This window comes from Halorubrum sodomense (genome assembly GCF_900111935.1).
Lineage (GTDB): Archaea > Halobacteriota > Halobacteria > Halobacteriales > Haloferacaceae > Halorubrum > Halorubrum sodomense.
The window spans coordinates 330391-349093 of sequence record NZ_FOYN01000003.1; the positions used below are offsets into that span (position 1 = coordinate 330391).

At 72.8% G+C, this 18703-nt stretch carries 18 protein-coding genes; 4 read left to right on the forward strand and 14 right to left on the reverse strand.

All coding sequences use genetic code 11. From position 1 onward, the window contains the following. Positions 1 to 39: 39 nt before the first annotated feature. From BM286_RS11090 to BM286_RS11135, 10 genes are all read right to left on the reverse strand, one after another. The gene (locus tag BM286_RS11090) at positions 40 to 1032 is read right to left on the reverse strand and encodes an ABC transporter permease (RefSeq protein WP_092922089.1); all 993 of its coding nucleotides are present in this window, start codon (positions 1030 to 1032) and stop codon (positions 40 to 42) included. Beyond that, positions 1029 to 1844, reverse strand: a complete 816-nt coding sequence (locus BM286_RS11095; RefSeq protein WP_092922092.1) for an ABC transporter ATP-binding protein — start codon at positions 1842 to 1844, stop codon at positions 1029 to 1031. Before BM286_RS11095 ends, BM286_RS11090 begins: the two co-directional genes overlap by 4 nt. Further along, complete coding sequence (gene nosD, locus BM286_RS11100; RefSeq protein WP_092922095.1) at positions 1841 to 3349, reverse strand: nitrous oxide reductase family maturation protein NosD; 1509 nt, start codon at positions 3347 to 3349, stop codon at positions 1841 to 1843. The genes BM286_RS11095 and nosD overlap by 4 nt, the downstream gene beginning before the upstream one ends. Next, positions 3339 to 4157 carry a hypothetical protein gene (locus BM286_RS11105; RefSeq protein ID WP_092922098.1) on the reverse strand — a complete coding sequence of 273 codons (819 nt, stop codon included), beginning with the start codon at positions 4155 to 4157 and terminating at the stop codon, positions 3339 to 3341. Before BM286_RS11105 ends, nosD begins: the two co-directional genes overlap by 11 nt. Positions 4158 to 4161: 4 nt before the next feature. Continuing rightward, complete coding sequence (gene nosZ, locus BM286_RS11110) at positions 4162 to 6081, reverse strand: TAT-dependent nitrous-oxide reductase (protein ID WP_092922101.1); 1920 nt, start codon at positions 6079 to 6081, stop codon at positions 4162 to 4164. Positions 6082 to 6347: 266 nt separating this feature from the next. After that, on the reverse strand, positions 6348 to 6878 hold the full coding sequence (locus tag BM286_RS11115) for a halocyanin domain-containing protein (protein ID WP_092922104.1): 531 nt from the start codon (positions 6876 to 6878) through the stop codon (positions 6348 to 6350). A 127-nt stretch (positions 6879 to 7005) separates the two neighbouring features. Continuing rightward, entirely contained in the window at positions 7006 to 7548 is a 543-nt protein-coding gene (locus tag BM286_RS11120) for a DUF2249 domain-containing protein (RefSeq protein WP_092922107.1), read from the reverse strand. Between the two features lie 94 nt (positions 7549 to 7642). Next, positions 7643 to 8329: an alpha/beta hydrolase gene (locus BM286_RS11125; protein ID WP_092922110.1), complete on the reverse strand. Its 687-nt coding sequence runs from the start codon at positions 8327 to 8329 to the stop codon at positions 7643 to 7645. Next, the gene (locus BM286_RS11130) at positions 8326 to 9390 is read right to left on the reverse strand and encodes a VOC family protein (RefSeq protein WP_092922113.1); all 1065 of its coding nucleotides are present in this window, start codon (positions 9388 to 9390) and stop codon (positions 8326 to 8328) included. Before BM286_RS11130 ends, BM286_RS11125 begins: the two co-directional genes overlap by 4 nt. An 86-nt stretch (positions 9391 to 9476) precedes the next feature. Continuing rightward, a complete protein-coding gene (locus tag BM286_RS11135) occupies positions 9477 to 9842 on the reverse strand; it encodes a hypothetical protein (protein WP_092922116.1) in 366 nt (121 codons plus the stop codon). Positions 9843 to 9966: 124 nt separating this feature from the next. On the opposite strand from BM286_RS11135, the gene BM286_RS11140 reads away from it, so the two are divergent. Continuing rightward, positions 9967 to 10359 carry a DUF5830 family protein gene (locus BM286_RS11140; protein WP_092922119.1) on the forward strand — a complete coding sequence of 131 codons (393 nt, stop codon included), beginning with the start codon at positions 9967 to 9969 and terminating at the stop codon, positions 10357 to 10359. 127 nt (positions 10360 to 10486) lie between these two features. Beyond that, positions 10487 to 12415 (forward strand): 2-succinyl-5-enolpyruvyl-6-hydroxy-3-cyclohexene-1-carboxylic-acid synthase, encoded by a 1929-nt coding sequence (menD, locus tag BM286_RS11145; RefSeq protein ID WP_092922122.1) that lies wholly within the window; start codon positions 10487 to 10489, stop codon positions 12413 to 12415. 26 nt (positions 12416 to 12441) lie between these two features. On the opposite strand, the gene BM286_RS11150 is transcribed toward menD, so the two are convergent. Next, on the reverse strand, positions 12442 to 12891 hold the full coding sequence (locus tag BM286_RS11150) for a hypothetical protein (protein WP_092922125.1): 450 nt from the start codon (positions 12889 to 12891) through the stop codon (positions 12442 to 12444). A 180-nt stretch (positions 12892 to 13071) separates the two neighbouring features. Here BM286_RS11150 and BM286_RS11155 point away from each other — a divergent pair, with 180 nt between their 5' ends. Then, the gene (locus tag BM286_RS11155) at positions 13072 to 13899 is read left to right on the forward strand and encodes a DUF2797 domain-containing protein (RefSeq protein ID WP_174549006.1); all 828 of its coding nucleotides are present in this window, start codon (positions 13072 to 13074) and stop codon (positions 13897 to 13899) included. Further along, a complete protein-coding gene (locus BM286_RS11160; RefSeq protein ID WP_092922128.1) occupies positions 13896 to 14555 on the forward strand; it encodes a trimeric intracellular cation channel family protein in 660 nt (219 codons plus the stop codon). The genes BM286_RS11155 and BM286_RS11160 overlap by 4 nt, the downstream gene beginning before the upstream one ends. 48 nt (positions 14556 to 14603) lie before the next feature. Here the strand turns inward: BM286_RS11160 and BM286_RS11165 are convergent, their stop codons facing one another. From BM286_RS11165 to BM286_RS11175, 3 genes are read right to left on the reverse strand one after another with little or no spacing between them, the layout of a single operon-like run. Next, a complete protein-coding gene (locus BM286_RS11165; protein ID WP_092922131.1) occupies positions 14604 to 15650 on the reverse strand; it encodes an ABC transporter permease in 1047 nt (348 codons plus the stop codon). Further along, positions 15643 to 17655, reverse strand: coding sequence for an ABC transporter permease family protein (locus tag BM286_RS11170; RefSeq protein WP_092922134.1), 2013 nt, complete (start codon positions 17653 to 17655; stop codon positions 15643 to 15645). Before BM286_RS11170 ends, BM286_RS11165 begins: the two co-directional genes overlap by 8 nt. Beyond that, complete coding sequence (locus BM286_RS11175; protein WP_092922137.1) at positions 17652 to 18683, reverse strand: ABC transporter ATP-binding protein; 1032 nt, start codon at positions 18681 to 18683, stop codon at positions 17652 to 17654. Before BM286_RS11175 ends, BM286_RS11170 begins: the two co-directional genes overlap by 4 nt. Positions 18684 to 18703: the final 20 nt, after the last annotated feature.

Sequence of the window (18703 nt, forward strand, 5' to 3'; positions counted from 1 at the left end):
CGGTCGGAGTCGATCACCGTCGGACGCGACCGACCCCCCTCAGAGCCGACGGCGACGGACCAGCCTCGCGGCAACCGCGACGGGGACCACGCACCACGCGCCGAGCGCGGCCGCGAGGGAGACGGTCGAGAGGCCGCTGCCGGCGAGGACGGCCGTGAACCCGCCGCCGGCGGTGGTGCCGAGCCCGCTCAACACGAACACGCGGAACGCGCTCACCGGGTTCGACAGCACCAGCGCCGAGAGCGCGGCGTCCGACGGCTCGGCGGCCGCGACGATCCCGAGCGCGAGCAGGTCGTGGACCAGCACGAACCACACCCACGCGAGCAGCGCCGCGCCGAGCGCGTGGGTCTTCTCGCGGGCGACGGTCGACAGCAGCAGCGCGACCGCGAGGAACGCGGCCCCGACGGCGAGCGTCCCGCCGAGGAACCCGAGGAACGCGGAGAGCGAACCCGTCCCGAACTCGCGGACTATCAGGGCGCCGCTGAAGCCGAACCCGAGCAGCGTCGCGCCCGCCAGCACCGCCAGCCGGCCGAGGTACGTGCCGGCGACGACCTCGCTCCGGCGGACCGGCAGCGAGAACACGACCGCGAGCCACCCCTCGTCCTCGCGGCCGACGATCGCGTCGTAGCCGAGCGCGAGCGCCGCGAGCGGGACGAGGTAGGCCGCGAGGCTCGTCAGCGACGCGACGACGCGCTCGGCGCCCGCGGGCCCGACGGCGGAGCCGCTGAACGTCAGGACCGTCCCGCCGAAGACGACGAACAGCCCGGTCAGCGCGAGCGCCCACCGGCTCCGGACCGCCAGCCGGTACTCCGTGACGGCGACGACGAACACGTGTCGGAGCGCCTCGCGGGCGCCGCCGCTCGTCGCGGTCTCGGCCGCGTCGACGGTCGCCGTCGACTCCGACTCGGTCGCGTCGACCTCGCTCTCGCCGTCGAGCGCGCCGACCGCGGCCGTCGCGTCAGGGTGGCCGCCGTCGGGACGAGTCTCCGCTTCCCCCCGCTCCTCGGCGGACCGCTCGCACGGATCGCTCACGGCGCCACCTCCTCGGTGTCGGTCCGCGCGCCGCGCGCGGCGTCGTCTCCGATCGCCCGGCGGAACGCGGCCCGGAGATCGCCGCGACCGCGCCCGGAACGGGAAGCCGTTTCGCCGTGGCCCGTCTCGGGGTCTCCCGCGTCCGCCCCGGCGGCGAGTTCGTCGACCGGGCCCGCCGCGCGCACCCGCCCGTCGTGGAGGACGGCCGCGCGGTCGCAGAGCCGCTCGACCTCGGGGAGGACGTGCGAGCAGAACACCACCGTCGCGTCGGTCTCCGCGGTGATATCCTCGACGATGGCGTGGAACTCGTCGACGCCGCGGGGGTCGAGCCCGGCCGTCGGCTCGTCGAGGACGAGCACGTCCGGATCCGGGAGCAGCACCGTCGCCAGCCCGAGCCGGCGCTGCATGCCGTTCGAGTAGCCCGAGACGCGGCGATCGGCCTCGTCCGCGGTCAGCCCGACGCGCTCGATCGCCTCGGCGATCCGCTCGTCCTTCGGGAGGCCGCGGATCGCCCGGTGTACCCCCAACGCCTCCCGGCCGGTGAGCCCGTCCGGGAAGCCGACGTGTTCGGGGAGGTAGCCGACGCGCCGGCGGACCCGTCGCCCGTCCTCGGTCACGTCGGTGCCGCCGACGCTCACCGTCCCGGCGTCCGGCCGGTCGTGACCGACGAGCAGCCGGAACAGCGTCGACTTGCCCGCGCCGTTGGTACCGATGATCCCGAACGTCGAGCCGCTCGGGACCGACAGCGAGAGCCCGTCGAGGGCGGTCACGTCCCCGTACGTCTTCCGCACGTCGGTCGCGTCGATTCTCATGGTGTGTCCTCCGTGTCCGCGGTTCGGTTCGCGGCGCGGGTCGCCTCGCCGCCGGTGTCGCTCCCGCTCGTTCCGGACCCGGTCGGCTCGTAGGCCCGCCAGTCGTGGTTCGGCTCGACGAGCGGGTGGCGGTCGACCACGCCGGGCGTCTCGATCACCGGGAAGGAGCTCTCGGCCATCCGCACCGCCTCGAACGCCGGGCTGTTCGCGAACGCCGCGGCCTGCGGGTGGTCGGCCACGAGGTTCTCGACGACGCCGATCGGTCGGTGTCGGATCTCGCTCACGCCGTCGCCGTCCCGGTCGACGACCCGCGCGCCGGACCAGTAGTTGCCGCGGTCGGTGCCGTTCCACTCGACGAGCGAGTTCCGCGCCGTCTTGGCGGCCCGGTCGTTGCGGACGAAGCTGTTGCCCGCCACCACCGCGTTGTTGCTCTCGGCGGCGCTGTGGATCCCGATCTCGTTGCGGTAGATCAGGTTGCCGACGAGCCGGTTCCCCTGCGCGTTGTAGAGGTACAGTCCGTTCCGGTTCGCGACGAGGTGGTTCCCGGCGATCGTCGAGTCCTCGATGTCCTTCGCCAAGATCCCGTGCCCGCTGGTGCCGTTGCTGCGCAGGGCGGTGTTGTTGCGAACGGTCAGGCCCTCGCTCACCATCAGCGCGTAGCCGACGCCGTTGTCGGCGGCGACGTTGTCGACGAGGCGGTTGTCGTCCGAGTACATGTAGTGGACGCCGTACCGGGTGTGGCGGATCGTGTTGCCCTCGGCGAGCACGTTCGTCGCCCACGAGAAGTAGATCCCGTCGCGGGTGTGGGCGATCTCGCTGTCGCGGATGACGGTCCCGTTCGTCTCGAACAGATGGATCCCGTTCCCGCGGTCGGTGACCGGGTACACGTCCCTCCGGCCGTCGATCCGCACGTTCTCGATGACGGCCCGGTCGGCGCTGTCGATCCAGATCCCGTACGCCGTGTCGGTGATCCGGACCGACTCGATCCGGGCGCGGTCGCCAGCGACGAAGACCCCGGCGTCCTCGGTGCCGAGGTCGCTGCCGGAGCCGCGGATCCACACGCCGGAGACGGTGACGTTGTCGCCGGCGACCGTGAGCACGCGCCCCTCGCCGCCGCCGTCGATCACCGCGCCGTCCTCGCCCGCGACGATCCGCAGGTCGTCGACGCTCGCGTTCACGCGCTCGTCGAACCGCCCGTCGAGGACGACCGTGTCGCCGGGCTCGGCGGCGTCGATCGCCGCCTGCGCGGAGGCGAACGACTCGCCGTCGACGGCGGCGGTCCCGTCGCGTTCGGGCGCGGTCACGCCGCTCGCGGCGAAGTCGGTCGCGACGGTGAGACCGGGCGCCCCGGACGCGGTCGTCGCGGCGGCCGCGGCACCCGCGTCCGTGGCGCCGCCGCCGATGCCCGCCCCGGCGACCGGGAACGCGACCGCGAGTCCGACCGCGATCAGCGCCGCGACGCAGGCCGCCGCGAGGAAGCCGACCTCGAGGCGATCACCCGACATGGTCGCCCCCGCCGACGTCGCGGTCTCGGTCGGTCTCTCGGGTCGTGTCGGTGCCGTCGCTCGCGCCCCGGTCCCGGTTCGCGCGGTCGTCGGGGGCGCCGTCGCCGCCTCCCGACCGGCGCTCGCGGATCGCGCCGGGGAGCCCGCGGGCCAGCGCCGGGAGCTCGTCCACGGTCGCCTCGATGTCCCGCGCGAGGTACGCGGTCGCGAGCAGCAGGACCGCGAGGACGGTCATGTACCCGCCGGGACCGAACCACGCGAAGCCGCTGATGTTGGCCACCTCGTAGGGGCCCAGGAGGGGCGGGGTGAACGGGTCGATCCCGCGAAGCGGCGCGTCCGGGTCCAACGAGTGGCCGGCCTGGTAGAGCCGGTACTGGATGAACGCGAACATCCCGACGAAGACGGTGATCGTGCCGACGAGCTGGGCGGTGAGCCCGGCCTTCAGCTTGCGGACCGTCGGGGCGAACGCGACGAAGGCGCCCGTGAGTGCGAGGCCGACGAACACGACCGGCCCGAGCAGCCACTCGGGGACGTCGATCGCCGCCTCGCTGACGTCGTAGTTCGGTTCGATGAACACCGGGTCGGGGTAGTGGAACCCCGCGTACTTGTTGAGCCCCTGTACCTCGGCGAAGTCGCCGCCCAGACGCGGGTAGGCGTACAGCTCGATGAGCAGCTCTTGACCGGGGTACTGCGGCGCCGTGAGCGTGATCGTCCACACCGGAACCAGCAGCGCGCCGACGAGCAGCGCGGCCGCTGCCAGCGGGAGCGCGCGTCGGATCTCGGTCAGCCGCGTGAGCGACGAGGCCATGGCGTTATTCCTCCGGTTTGACGATGAGCCGCGAGCGCATCTCCAGGTGTAACGCGCTGCAGAAGTGCGCGCAGTAGATCCAGTAGACGCCGGGCTCGTCCGCGGTGAACGTCGCCTTCCGCGTCTCCTGGGGCGCGACCCGCATGTGGACGTCGTGGTCCGGGATCGCCACCGAGTGGAGCATGTCGCTCGTGGTCTCGACGTTCGTCACCTGCATCTCGACCTCGTCGCCCTCCTGGACGACCATCTTCTGGAACCCGTAGTGGTTCCGGGTCGAGTACATCTCGATCTCGACGCGGTCGTCGGAGACCCGCTCCATCGTCTCCTCGCCCTCGGCCGTGTGGCTGAGTTCGAGGTCCTCGGGGTCGTAGACCGCCTTGGGATTGATCTTCGACCTGTGACAGATCGACGCGTCGTGCGGCTCGGCCTGCGCGGGCGAGTCCTTCACCAGCTCCATCCCGTTCTCGTCGTCACCGATGTAGATCAGCTGGTCGTTCTCGGGGTGTTGCGGACCGACGGGGAGGAACCGGTCCTTCGAGAGCTTGTTCAGTGAGACGAGCCAGTCGCCCGCCGGGTCCTCGGTGTACGACTCCGCGGCGATGAGGTGACCGGGGTTGTAGTGGACGTCGATCTTCTCGATCACCGGACTCTCGGAGCGGGGCTCGGCGTTGACCGCCTCCTCGATGTCCCACTTGACGACCTGCGAGTCGATGAACAGCGTCGTGTACGCGTGCCCCCGGCCGTCGTAGGCCGTGTGGAGCGGACCGAGACCGAGTTTCGGCTGCCCGACGATCGCGTCGGCCGGGTCGTCGACCTCGGCGATCGCCTCGATGTCGATGACCGTCGCGGTCGGGTCGAGCTTCCCGCTGACGATGGCGTAGCTGTTGTCCGGGGTGACGCTGACCCCGTGCGGGCTCTTCGGCGTCGGAATGTAGTGAACGATCGGTTCGTCGCCCCGGTTGAGCGGGCTGTCCTTCCGCCCGTCGACGACCGGGACCCCGTTCAGCATCTCGTAGTTCCCCGCCTCGACGGCCGCCTCGATCCGCGGGATGTCGAAGGCCTTCACGTCGTCGCGGTCGGCGCGGGTCATCCCCGACTCGGTCGCTGCCTCCTCCGTGTTGTAGGCGCTCGTGAAGAAGTACCGGCCCTCCTTGCTCCCGTCGCCGTTGTCCATGTTGCCGTCGATGAGGACCTCCCACTCGACGTTCATCGACTCGGGGTTGATCGCGGCGAGAACGGAGCCGTACGAGTCCGGGTCCTCGAGGTCGCCGGTCCCGTCGTTGGGGATCGGGGTCCGGAACTCGCCGACGCCGAAAATGAGGTCGGTGTCCGGCAGCTGCGCACAGGCGCCGTGCGTCCCCTGCTGGTTCGGGATGTTGACGATCGCGTCCGTCTCGAAGTACGTCAGGTCGATCCGGGCCATGCGCCCGTTCGCCTTGTCGTTGACGTACGCGAACCGCCCGTCGTAGTCCCCGTCGGTCTGGCTGATCCGGGGGTGGTGGGTGTCGCCCCACGTGTAGCCGCCGGCGTCTTCGAGCATCTGCTTGCTCTCGTCGTCGAAGCCGTAGCCGCGCGAGGCGTCCCGGTTGAACACCGGGATCCGGATGATCTCCCGCATCGACGGGAGTCCGTACACGCGGACGTTACCGTCCTGTCCGCCGCTGAGAATCCCGTAGTACTCGTCGTGTTCGCCCGGCGGCACGGTGTTGTCGACCCCGCTCGCCGAGGCCGTCCCACCGACGTCGTCCTCGCTCAGCAGGCTGGTACAGCCGGCAAGCCCGCTGAGTCCGCCGGCGGCGGCGCCGGCCTTCACGAAGTCGCGGCGACGGACGCCGGGGAGCATCGAGTCGAACCCGTCCGTCGAGCCGGTCGTCTCGTCGCCCGATTCTCCCGCGTCCGTGGACCGCTGTGTTTCGTTCGACATAGTGAATCCGCGAGCGGCGATTCCCTCGCGACACGCGGACGTTTCGGCCTCCGATATATAGGTCGCCGAGCGGCTTGCTGGGCGGTAGGAAGCGCGCGAACACGTTCGGCGGTCGCCCCCGGCGTTTCGAGGACGTGGGAACGCGGGCCGGGCACGGTCGGCATACGTCCGAACCCCCGACCGGAAAAAGCGATCGCGCCGCGTCGCGTCGCGGACCGACGCGCGTTTCGGCCGCGACCGAAGCGCGGCTCAGTCGCGTCGCGCCGTCACCGAACGACGACGGCGCCCTTCATGCCGACCGCCTCGTGGGGCGTACAGACGTACTTCTGTATCCCCGTCTCCTCGAACGTGTACTCGAAGGTGTGCCCCTGCTCCTGGGAGGTCTCGCTCTCGAAGTCCCCCGACTCGGCGGAGACGTTGTGACCGCCGCCCTGGCCGGTCCACTCCCAGACCACGGTCGTTCCGGTGCTCACCGCCACCGCGGCCGGGCCGAACGAGAGACCGTCTCCCGCGCCGACCCGGACGGTGACCTCGTCCCGGCCGGTGGCGTCGACGGTCTGTTCGTAGTTGTTCGCGTCGTCGAACCAGCCGCCGTAGTCCGGCTCCTCGCTGAGGTACTGCGTGTCGCCGCCGGAGCCTCCGCCGCTTCCGCCGTCACCGCCCCCGCTTCCGCCGTCACCGCTTCCGCCGCTTCCGCCGCCGCCCCCGCCGGAACAGCCGGCGAGCAGGAGGGTCGCACCCGCGGCGGTCGTCGCCTGTACGAACCGTCGTCGATCGAGTGTCGTGTCGTCCGTCATGTGTTCGGTCGTTGGTGGCATCCGTTGTAACGTCCTGCGACCCGGCCCGTCGTCCGGGAATTCGAGCGAACATGTTCGGTCCCCGGAGCCGCGAAACGCCGTCGGTCGGTTCCCGTCGCCCGGACGGCTACGACTCACTTCGCGGGGCCAACACGATCAGCGCGGTCCCGTCCTCGCGCGCGGTCGGCTCCACGCTCCGCTCGCCGTCGAACCGGAGTAGTTCGCCGGCCTCGACGGAGTGGGTCTCGCCGTCGAGCGCGACGTCGAAGGCGCCCTCCAGCGCGTGGAACAGCACCGTTCTGTCCGGGTGATCGTGTTCCGCGACGCCCTCGCCCGCCGCCAGCGAGAGGCGGACGGTCTTCGGCTCCTCGCCCGGGAACACGGACGCGTGCGGCTCGCCGTCGAGGTCGTCGATCCGGACCGTCTCCGGTTCGCCACCGGACTCAGCCTTCGGCAGTTCGGCGACGAACCGCTCCGGCCCCTCGCGCTCGACCGCGTACGCCTCGTCGTCGAACGCGGGGACCTCCGCCGACAGCTCGTAGTAGAGCGGCTTCGGGTCGTGGTCGTTGACTATCGTGAGCGACTCGCCCGGCTCCAGGGCGGCGAACGCGTCGTGGATCCGGTCGTGTCGCTCGTTCGGCGGGATCTCTCTGACGTCGAGTTCGGACATGCGTCTCGCCTTCGACGCCGCAGCCGCATGTCGAGCGGCGCGAACACGTTCGGGAGCGAGACGGCCGAGCGGGGACGCCGGTGCGAGCCGGGCGTCAGTCGCCGCCGAGCAGTCCCTCGATCCGCTCGCCGATCCGGTCCATCGTCGCGTCCGAGAGGCCGTGACCGTCCCCCGGATCGATCCGACACTCGACCGCGGCGCCGGCGCGCTCGAAGGCCCGAGCCGTCGCCCGGACGCGCTCGGGGGGCACGTGCGGGTCGGCCTCGCTACTGTCGAGCGCGACCGGCGTCCCGTCCAGGGGCCCGTCCGCTTCGCTCCCCGGACTCCCGACCTCGCGCGAGTCGAGGTCCTCGCCCGGCAACGCGGCCGAGACGACGAACGCGCCGCCGTACCGGCGCGGCCGACGCCGGAGGAACTCCGCGGCGACCGCGCCGCCCTGCGAGATCCCGACGAGGACGACGCGCTCGGGCGGAACTCCGGCGCCGCGCGCGACCTCGACCGCGCTCGCGACGCAGTCGACCGCGGAGGTGAGCGCGGGCTCGTTGGCCGACAGCGACGCGTCGTGCGGCGCCGGGACCCACGTCGACCGGACCGCGCCGGGGGCGAGGAGGGTCGCGCCGGAGCGGTAGAACTCGTCGGCGAGGCGGACCAGTCCCTCCGCCGTGCCGCCGCGGCCGTGGACCAGCACGACCGCGACCTCGGCGGCCGCGGCGGGAGCGCCGCCGGTGACGAGCGTCGCGTCCGCGTGCGGACCGGAGACGCCGGGAATTCGGCGGCTCATCGCGAGGACTCCGCGTCGTCCGCCCGAGAGTCGGCGGACGCCGTCGCCTCCGAGTCCGCCGACTCCGACCCCGGCCCGTCGAATCGCGGCAGCTGCGACTCGATCAGCTCGCGGTCGTCCCCGAACCGGGGCGGGAGGTAGAGGTCGGTCGCGTGCCCGGTCGCGTTCGGATCGGCCAGCCCCGGACCGGGCGGCCCGTCGGCGGTCGGCGCCTCGGTCGCGAGTTCGACGAGGAGCCCGCCGGGGCCGCGGACGTACAGCGAGTGGAAGAAGTGACGGTCCTTCACGCGCGACACGTCGTATCCGCGGTCGCGGAACAGCCCGTGCCACTCCAGCAGCGCCTCGCGGTCCGCGACGCGCACCGCGGCGTGGTGGAGCGTCCCCGGCCCTTCCCGGAGGTACGCGGCGTCGCGGTCGAGCAGGTCGACGACGGTCGCGCGGTCGCCCGGCGCGCGGTACCGAACCCGGTCGCCCGATTCGGCCTCGTACTCGAAGCCGAGCGTCTCCAGCACGCTCGCGGTCCCGTACGGGTCTGCGGGGAGCGCGGTCACCCCGTGAAGTCCGCGGATCGCGTGCGCGGTCGGGACGGACCCCTCGGTCCAGGGGTCGAAGCTGTCGTCGGTCCCGTCGCCGTCGGCTCCGTTCCCGTCCGCGTCCGGCGTCGCGACCAGTTCGACCCGCGTTCCGGACGGGTCCGCGAGCGTCAGCCCGCGGTCGCCGAAGCGCTCGTCCGCGTGGAGCGGCGCGGCCTCGACGCCGCGGTCCGCGAGCCGGTCGCGCCAGTAGCCGAGCGACGCCGGCGGCACCGCGAAGGCGACGGCGTCGTAGCCCGGCTTCCCGGTCCGTCCGGGGTCGGCGTTCGGGTCGGGGAAGGCGGTGAACACAGAGCCGGGCGAGCCGGTCGCGTCGCCGAAGTAGAGGTGGTACTGGAGGCGGTCCTCGTAGTTCACCGTCCGGCGGAGCAGGCGGAGCCCGAGCGTCTCGCCGTAGAAGGCGGCGTGGCTCCCGGCGTCGCCGACGATCCCCGTGACGTGGTGGAGTCCGGGAGTGTCAGAGAGCATGGGATCGGATCGGGGCCGTGCGGGAAAGTCGGTGTCGGTGGGGGCGATCGCCGGCGGCCAGCATCGGCGGGGCGGCGCGCACCGACTCACGCGACCCACAGCAGCCGCACGTTGCTCGCGGTGAGGTACGCGCCCGTCACGGTGAGCACCACCGGCGGGAAGTAGTACAGCAGGCCGTCGCCCTCGCGCGCGCCCTCGACGCTGATCCAGAGCATCACGAGGTAGACGACGATCTTCAGCGCCACGAGTCCCGAGAGCCCGAACGACTCCAGCGCGAACCTGACGACCGGGTTCGCCTCCCGAATCGTCGGCACGTATTCGAGGAAGGCGATCGTCGAGACGAGGTCGCCGACGCCGTACGTCGCGGTCGCCGCGATCCACAGCCAGCGGAACTCGTTCGGCCGGCGGCGGTACGCGGGGCGACGACGGGATCGGTCGCGGGATCGGACCACGACCCGAGGTGTCGGCCGACCGACGTGAATCTGCCGGTCCGGCGAGCTCTGTATTCGGTGCGCCGGTCGCAAGCGCCGCCCGCGGTCCAGCCGACTTAAGTCGGATCGCGCCGTCTCGCCGGCCGTGACGGAGCCGCCGACCCGCGAGGCGAAGCTGGAGCTCGGCGTCGAGCTGCTGGCGCACCTCGAACGCGAGGAGCTCGACCTCGCCGCGGCGGTCGACCGGATCGAGACGATCACGACCAGCCCGGCGCTCACCCGCGACATCCTCGACGCCGCCGAGAAGCGCGGCGTCATCGACCGCGAGGGCGCCCGACTGCGCGTCCGCCGCAACGGGACCCACGTCGAGTACGACAATCAGGTCGTCGCCCGCGAGGGCGAGTTCGAGTGTCGGCGGTGCGGCGTGTCGATCTCGACGGGGCACTTCATCCGATTGGACGCGGGCGAGCTCGGTCCGTTCGGCTCCTCGTGTGTCCGGAAGGTGACGGGGCGGGAGTCCGAATCGGAGTCGGAGTGAGGGCGGCCTCGACCCCTCGCTGGGTCGGGCACCGACCCCCAGGGCCGCCGACCCCGCTGCCCGCCGACCGCGCCGCCCGTCGACCGAACTCGCCGGAGTATTTACGTCGGCGCCCGAAGCGACGGTAATGACCGCGCCGAACCGGAACGTCCTGTGGGCGACCGCGCTCGTCGACGAGCTCGTCGCCGCGGGCGTCGACGCCGTCGTCGCCTCGCCGGGCAGCCGCTCGACGCCGCTGACCGTCGCCGCCGCGGGCCACGACGAGCTCCGCGTGTTCTCGCAGCTCGACGAGCGCGCCGCCGCGTACTTCGCGCTCGGCCGCGCCCGCCGGACCGGCCGCGTGACGCCGCTGATCTGTACCTCCGGCACCGCCGCCGCCAACTACCACCCGGCCGTGATGGAGGCGAGCGAGGCGCGCGTCCCGCTCCTCGCGCTCACGGCCGACCGCCCCCCTGAACTCCGCGACTCCGGCGCGAACCAGACCGCGGACCAGGAGAAACTGTACGGGGACGCCGTCCGGTTCTACAAGGACCTCCCGGAGCCGGCCGCGAACGACCGGGCGCTCCGCTCGCTGCGGACCACCGTCGCCCGCGCCGTCGCGACCGCCGAGGGCGCCGACCGGGGACCGGTCCACCTCAACGTCCCGTTCGCGAAGCCGCTGGAGCCGACGCCGGTGCCGGGCGACGTGCCCGACGACCTCCCGGCGGCGGCCGAGCGCGGGCGCGACGGCCCCTACGTCGACGTGACGCCCGGCGCCCCCGAGCCGGGCGACGACGACCTGCGCGCGCTCGCGGCCGAACTGGGCGAGGCGGACCGCGGGCTGATCGTCGCCGGCCCCGCCGACCCGCCGGGGATCGATCCGGAATCGGTCACGGCGCTCGCGCACGCGACCGGGTTCCCCGTGCTGGCGGACCCGCTCTCGGGGGTCAGATACGGCGGCCACACCCGCGTCGCACCCGTCGTTGGGAGCTACGACGCGTACCTCTCGGCCGACCTCGCGGGGGACGGGTCGGAGGGCTGGAGCGACCCCGGCCTCGTCCTTCGGCTCGGCGCCTCGCCCACGTCGAAGCGGCTCCGGAAGTACCTCGCGGCGACGGGCGCCGACCAGTACCAGGTCGACCCGGCCGGGCGTTGGCGCGAGGCGGAGTTCGCCGCGACCGAGCTCGTCGTCGCCGAGCCGAACCGGCTCTGCGCCCGCCTCTCGCGGCTCGTCGCCGGGGGGAGCGGAGACCCCGACTGGCGCGCGCAGTGGGAGGAGGCGGACCGGACCGCCGAGGCGGTTCACGACCGCGAACTCGACGCGGTCGAGGAGGAGTCGCTCGACGACGAACCGATCGACGACGAGGGCGACACGGGGTTCCACGAGGGCGACGCGGGGTTCCACGAGGGCGACGCGCTCCGCGCGGTCGCGGGCGCGCTCCCCGACCCGGCGACGCTGTTCGTCTCCAACTCCATGCCGGTTCGCGACCTCGACCGGTTCGTCGGGCCGACGACCGCGAACGTCACCGCGCTCGGCAACCGCGGCGTCTCGGGCGTCGACGGAATCGTCTCCAGCGCGCTCGGCGCGGGGAGCGCGACGACGGACGACCTCACGCTCGTCGTCGGCGACATCGCGCTGTACCACGACTCGAACGGGCTGCTCGCGATCGACCGCTGCGAGGTCGACGCAACGGTCGTCGCGGTCAACAACGACGGCGGCGGCATCTTCCACGAGCTCCCGATCGAGGCGTTCGAGCCGCCGTTCACCGAGTCGTTCGTGACGCCGCACGGGCTCGACTTCGAGCCCCTCTCGGAGCTCCACGGCCTCGGATACGCGCGGATCGACGCGCGACCGCCCGCCCAGTCCGACGCGGCCGCGGACGGCGGCGAGAGCCCGGCGGAACGCGCGGCGGCGGTCGCCGCCGACGTCGCAGCCGCCGTCTCGCGGGCGCACGAGGCGGCCGGGTCGCACCTGATCGAGGTCCGGACCGACGCCGAGGCCAGCCATCGCACACGCGAGCGACTGGCGGCCGCGGTCGAGCGCGCGGTCCACGGCGAAGAGGCGGACTCGGCGTAGTCACGCGAGCGTCCGACCCGCCGGGATCAGGGCAGGGCCGAACTCGGTCCCCCGCGGCGGCTCTCGCCGAGCGCGACCCCCGCGTACGCGACGACCGCGAACTGGATCCCGACGCCGAGGCTCGCACCGAGGGCGAAGACGGCGGTGACGACGGGGCCGCGGTCCGGACTGAGGTACCACAGGACTGCGACCGAACCGAGCAGGAATGAGCCGGTCGCGCTCGCGCCCGTCGCCAGCGCGGTCGACGTCGGGGAGGCCTCCGCGTCCCGGAGTCCCGACGCGAGCGCGGCGCCGAACAGCAGGCCGTAGACCAGCAGGAATGCCGTGAACTGGGCGCTCACGAGGTACCTCGAGAGCGCCTCTGCCGACGGGATCGAGAGGGGCGACTCGAGGAGGATCGGCGAGAGCCGTCTCATTCCGCTGACCGCGAGCGCGACGACCGCGGCGACGATCGGGGGGAGGGCTGCCGTGCGCATGCCAGATGCGCGACGCCGGTATTACTTATAAATCTCGGTCGTGAGGGGGCACCGGACGGCCCCGATTCCGGCTCGTTCCACGCCGCCGATCGCCGCCGCGCGCACATCACGGCGCTCTCCAGGCGCCGAGACGAGACGGCCGACGACGGCTATAAGCCCCGCCTCCCCCTACCCCGCGGCGTGCAGGTCGTCGGCTACGAGACGGGCGTCGCGAGCGGCTCGCCGGAGTCGGAGTCCGACGGGGACGCGGGTCCGATCGCCGAGGCGAGCGGACCGATCGGCGGCGGGCTCTACGTCGCGAGCGGGGGGACCGTCGACTTCGTGGACGCGAGCCCGGGGACCGAACTGGCCTTCGGCCTCGGCGAGCGCCGCTGCGCGGGGACGGTCCACGAGGGGGACCACGTCGCCTGCGACGCCGCCGACGCGCCGTACTGCGACGACCACAGTCACGTCTGGGTGTGCGCCCGGTGTACCGGGACGTGCCTGAAAGACGAGATGGACTGCGGCGAGACCCACGCGATGTACCTCGCCGCGTTCGCGCCCGACGTGCTGAAGGTGGGCGTCACCCGCGAGTGGCGGCTGGGGACCCGCCTCCGCGAGCAGGGCGCTGACCGCGCGGCCCACGTTCGGACCTTCCCGAACGGCCGGATCGCCCGTGAGGTGGAGGCCGAGCTGGCCGCGGGCGACGACCTCGTCGACCGCGTCCGCGTCCCGACGAAGCTCGACGGGTTCGGGCGCGCGGTCGACGAGGCGGCGTGGGCGGCCCTCCTCGACCGGTTCGACCCGATCGAGCGGTTCGACCTCGACTACGGGCTCGACCTCGACGACCGCCCCGTCGCGGAGACGATGGCGGCGGGGACCGTCCGCGGCTGGAAAGGCCGAGTGCTGGTGCTCGACCGCGGCGGCTCGACGTACGCGGTCGACGCGCGCGACCTCGTCGGCTACGAGCTGACCGACGCGGTGCCGGAGCGGGAGCTCCAGTCGAGCCTCGGGGCGTTCGGCGGATGAACGGGGGCGTCCTCGCGGCGCTCTTCGGCGACCCGTTCGCCGTGATGAACACCGTCGGACTCGTCGCGTTCGCGCTGGTCGGCGCGAGCAAGGCGGTCCGCGAGGAGTTCGACCTCTTCGGCGTCGCGGTCGTCGGGCTGGCGATGGCGTTCGCCGGCGGCGTCACCCGGGACCTCCTCGTCGCGCGCGTCCCGCTGGCGCTGCGCTCGCCGGTCGAGATACTCCTCGGACTGTTCGGCGTCGGGCTCGCCGTGGGTCTGAGCGCGTGGCTCGCCTCCCCCGACGAACACCCGGTGACGCTCGTCGCCGACGCCGTCGGCCTCGCCGCGTTCGCCACGACCGGCGCCATCGTCGCGACTGACGCCGGGGTGTCCGCGTTCGGCGTCGTGGCCGTCGCGACGATCAACGCCGTCGGCGGCGGCGCGCTCGCCGACATCCTGCTCGACCGGTCCCCGTTCATCCTCTTCGAGGACTTCTACGCGAGCTGCGCCGTTGCCGGCGGGATCGCGTACTGGGTGGTCGGTGCGCTCGGTGGTCCATCCGGGGTCGCGGCCGCGACGTGCGCCGGGGTGACGGTCGGGCTCCGGCTCGTCGCCGTCGCGCGCGGTTGGCGGCTCCCGACCGCGAAGCGACTTGGCGACGAGTTCGGCCGATAGGAGCGAGGCGAACGCCCGGCGACCGATCCGCCGCCAGAACCGAACCCTTCAGCGACCGAACCCCTCGACTGCGACCACGCGCCGGACGCCGAGGTACGCGGCTCCCGAGATGACGGCGTACGCGACCACGAGGACCCCCGTCGTCGCACCCGCGCTGTCGATCGCCAGTCGCGCGACCGCGTTCGCGGGGCCGCCGGCCATCGCGGTCGCGCCGCCGAACAGGACGAGCACCGCGACCGAGTAGAGCAGCTGGGCGGCGCGGCGGTCGGGCGCGACCGCCGAGACGCCGACCGCGACGGCGACGACGAGCGTCGTCAGCGCGGTCATCAGCGCCAAGATCGGGCCGACGTTCGCGACCGACGTGCCGTTTGCCTCCAACAGGAGCAGCCATAACAGCGCCTGTCCGGGGGCGATCCCGATCGCCGCGGCCGCCTTCCCGTCGACGATTTCGGGGAGCGTGACGGGCGCGACGCGGAGCAGCTCCATCGTCCCCCGATCCAGCTCCTCGGTGATCGAGTCGACGATGAGCGATCCGGAGATGAACACCGGGAGGAAGACTAAAACCGGGATCAACACGGTGTAGGTGAACGAGAAGTACGGGCTGGTGTCGCTCCGCTCGGGGAGCGGGAGCGGCGACTCCTCGAGGAACGCGGATCGCCGGTCGCGCTCGTTCAGCTCGTAGGTCCGCAACAGCTCGCGCAGCTGCACCACGATCACCGTCGTCTGGACGGTCGCGTCCGGGGCGGTGACGACGGTCGACACCCGCCCGCGCTCCGTGTGCGTGGCGACCACCACCGCGTCGGCCGCGTTCCGCTCGAACGCCCTCCGGGCGGCGTCCGCGTCGGCGTACGGCGTGACGGAGGCGCCGGGCACCTCGGCGGCGGCCCGCTCTAAGCCCTCGACCGCGTCGCCCGCGGCCGCGACCTCGATCTCGGCGCCGTCGAGCGCGCCGGGGTCGTACATCGAGACGAGCCCGACGACGAGGAACGACGAGAACGCCGCGATGAACAGCTGGATCGCGATCGCCAGCAGGATCGTCTTCTCGGCGCGAAGCCCCGCGAGCTCCCGTCCGGCGATCGTCAGGCGGCTATCCAAGGCTCACCACCCCGACGTTGTAGGCGGCGTGCCCGAGCGTCGCCGCCGTCAGCGCCAGCGCGTAGGCGGTCCGGCCGCGGCTCGCGCCGACGCCGGCCGCGCCCGTCGTGACGACGTGGAGGACGAGCGGCGCGAAAAAGAGCGCCGCCAGCGCGACCGGGGGCAGCCCGGAGAGCCCGGTCACGTCCCCGAAGGCGGCGCGGCCGAGGAACAGGTCGGTGAGCCCGACCGCCTGAACGACCGCCGTGACCTTCTCCGCGAGGAAGAATCCGGTTCCGGAGGCGAGGCCGACCGCGAGCGCGACGCGGAGCGTCCCCCCGCCGTCACCGTCGCTCCGCTCGAAGACGCCGCGCTCGAACCCGGCGTACAGCCCGACGCTTTTCGCGACCTCCTCGATGAACGCGATGGTCACCAGAAGCACCGGAATCGATACCGTGATCGGCAGCGCAAAGAGCACCGCGACGGCCAGCAGCTCCGCGACGAACACGAAGGGGATCGTACAGGCGGTGAGGAGCGCGACCGACCCGAGCGCCCGGCGGCGGTCGCGCGAGAGGATCCCGCCCCCCGCGGGCACGGGAGACAACCGCACCGCGAGCGCGTCGAGGAACTTCCGCGTCACGGGCTTTTGCGAGAACATGTCCTCCTCGCGGTAGACGCCGAGCCCGAGACCGAACAGCAGCGCCGCGCCGACCGCCATCGGGGCGGTCGAGAAGAGGACTTCGCCCGCCGAGACCGCCTCGCCCTGGAGGTCGAAGACGACGAGCGTCAGCGGCGAGACGAGCGCCACGGGCGTCACGTTCGTGAAGACCGCCGGCACGAACGCGTAGGTGGTCAACAGGACGCTCACGCCCACCGTGACGAAGGTGAGCTCCTTGAACGACCGCGCGAACATCGCGCCGACGAACGTGGCTCCGAGGAACGCGGCCGCGATCGGCGCCACGGCGACCACCGAGAGCGCTCCGCCGCCGACGAGGAGCGCGATGAGGGTCGTGACGACCGCTGCGGCCGCGGCGTACGGCAGCGTCTTGCCGGCGACGATCTCCGCCGCCGACAGCGGCGTGACGAGCAGGGGTTCTCCCCGCCGGTTCGTGCGCTCGTCGAGGATAGAGGAGCCGTACGCCTGGATCAGGAAGTTCATCGGCACGAGGAAAACGAACGCCAAGAGCAGCGACGTGAACGGGAACGGCGGTGTGATCGACCCGGGCGAGCCCACCGTGTCGGCGCCGAAGGCGCCGCCGCCGATCGACGGCACCGCGAAGCCGCCGTCCCCGCTCGACCCGGTCCCGGCGTCCGTGGAACCGGGATCACTCGCGTCCGTTCCGGCCCCGCTACCGCCGCCGCCGTCGCCGCTCGCGCCACCGTCTCCTCCCGTCTCGCCTCCGCCGTCGCTCCCCCCGTCCGAACCGCCCGCCGAGCCGCCGTCGCTCCCGCCGAGCGTCGCGCCGTCGTCGATCCCGGTCGTTCGCCCGACGTACCGGAGCGTGACGGTGACGGGGAACGCCGCCGTCCGGTTCGGCTCGGCGCGCATCAGTCGCTCGTTGTGCGCCTCGACCGCCTCCCGGACCGACGCGGCCGCGGCTTCGCCCTTCCGCGTGTCGCTCGCGCGGACGATCACCTCCTCGACCTCCCCGGAGTCGATCGCGCCGTCGTCGCCGGCTCCGGGTCGTACCACCGTCACCACGACCGCGTCGGCGGCGTCGCCGAGCGACGCCGTCCCACCCGGGACCGGGCGCAGCGACGGCGCGTCCTCGATCGCGTCCGCGTACGGCGAGCCGTCGTCGACGCCGACGCGGTAGATGTCGCCGTCGACGTCGAGGCCGGCGACGCCGGTCGCCACGCCGACCCCGACGACGCCGCCGGCGACGACGAGCAGGGCGACTCCGGCGGCGAGCGTTCGGCGGTCGACGCCGCCCGACGCGCGGGCGGACTCCCACCTCGCGACTCGGAGAACCCGACGGACGCCGACCGCGAGCCGCCGGCCGACGCGGCGCAGCCGATCGGTCACTCGGTCGCCTCCGTCGCCGTCGCTCTCGTCTCCCCGTTCTCGTCGGCCTCCCCGTCGCCCGCGGAGTCGCCGGGGTCGCCGGAGTCGCCGGAGTCGCCGGGGTCGCCGGAGTCGCCGGTGTACCGCCCGGGCATCGGCCGGCCGACGATGTCGAGGAACACGTCTTCGAGGCTCGGCTCGCGGCTCCGGATGTCGACGACCTCGCCGCCGGCGTCGGTGACGGCCTCGCGGACGGCAGCGACCGCGTCCATGCTCGGGACGGTCGTTCGGAAGCGGTCGCCCACCTCCTCGGTCGTCGCGTCGAGGTCGTCGAGGGCGGGCGTCGCCGTCGGCTCGACGTCGGTGAACACGCGGTACGTCGTCTCGCCGTGTCGCTCGCGGATCCCGTCGACGCTCCCGCGGGCGACGATCCGGCCCTCGTTCATCACCACGACGCGGTCGCAGACCGACTCGACGTGGTAGAGGTTGTGCGCGGAGAAGACGACCGTCTTCCCCGTCTCGCGGAGCTCGCGGGTGAACGCAAGCACGGAGTTCGTCGTCACCGGGTCGAGCCCGGAGGCCGGCTCGTCGTACACCAGCACGTCCGGGTCGTTGACGAGCGAGCGCGCGATGGCGACCTTCCGTTTCATCCCCTTCGAGACGTCGCCGAGGCGGCGCTCGCGGTGGTCGAGTTCGAGCCGGTCGAGCGCGGCCTCGATCCGCTCGTCGGCGACCTCCCGGGGCACGTCGTAGAGGTCCGCGAAGAAGCGCAGGTACGACAGCGCGGTCATCTCCTCGTACAGCGGCGACTCCTCCGGCAGGAACCCGAGGTGCCGGCGCATCTCGGGGTCCGAGGCGTCGAACCCGGCGACGGTCACCTCGCCGTCGGTGGGCTCGACGAGGCCGGCGATCACCTTGAGCGTCGTCGTCTTCCCCGCTCCGTTCGGGCCGACGATCCCGAACACCTCGCCGTCGTCGACGGCGAAATCGCTGTCGACGACGGCCGCGAAGTCGCCGTAGGTCTTCCGCAGCCCCGACACCTCGATCATGCGTGCGATTCCGCCGGCGG

Bases quoted from the DNA above. Each gene is read 5' to 3' on its own strand.
- BM286_RS11160 (WP_092922128.1), top strand. From the start codon at position 13,896: ATGAACGGGGGCGTCCTCGCGGCGCTCTTCGGCGACCCGTTCGCCGTG.
- BM286_RS11150 (WP_092922125.1), bottom strand. From the start codon at position 12,891: ATGCGCACGGCAGCCCTCCCCCCGATCGTCGCCGCGGTCGTCGCGCTC.
- BM286_RS11125 (WP_092922110.1), bottom strand. From the start codon at position 8,329: ATGAGCCGCCGAATTCCCGGCGTCTCCGGTCCGCACGCGGACGCGACG.
- BM286_RS11175 (WP_092922137.1), bottom strand. From the start codon at position 18,683: ATGATCGAGGTGTCGGGGCTGCGGAAGACCTACGGCGACTTCGCGGCC.
- BM286_RS11120 (WP_092922107.1), bottom strand. From the start codon at position 7,548: ATGTCCGAACTCGACGTCAGAGAGATCCCGCCGAACGAGCGACACGAC.
- BM286_RS11095 (WP_092922092.1), bottom strand. From the start codon at position 1,844: ATGAGAATCGACGCGACCGACGTGCGGAAGACGTACGGGGACGTGACC.
- BM286_RS11130 (WP_092922113.1), bottom strand. From the start codon at position 9,390: ATGCTCTCTGACACTCCCGGACTCCACCACGTCACGGGGATCGTCGGC.
- BM286_RS11115 (WP_092922104.1), bottom strand. From the start codon at position 6,878: ATGACGGACGACACGACACTCGATCGACGACGGTTCGTACAGGCGACG.
- nosD (WP_092922095.1), bottom strand. From the start codon at position 3,349: ATGTCGGGTGATCGCCTCGAGGTCGGCTTCCTCGCGGCGGCCTGCGTC.
- menD (WP_092922122.1), top strand. From the start codon at position 10,487: ATGACCGCGCCGAACCGGAACGTCCTGTGGGCGACCGCGCTCGTCGAC.
- BM286_RS11105 (WP_092922098.1), bottom strand. From the start codon at position 4,157: ATGGCCTCGTCGCTCACGCGGCTGACCGAGATCCGACGCGCGCTCCCG.
- nosZ (WP_092922101.1), bottom strand. From the start codon at position 6,081: ATGTCGAACGAAACACAGCGGTCCACGGACGCGGGAGAATCGGGCGAC.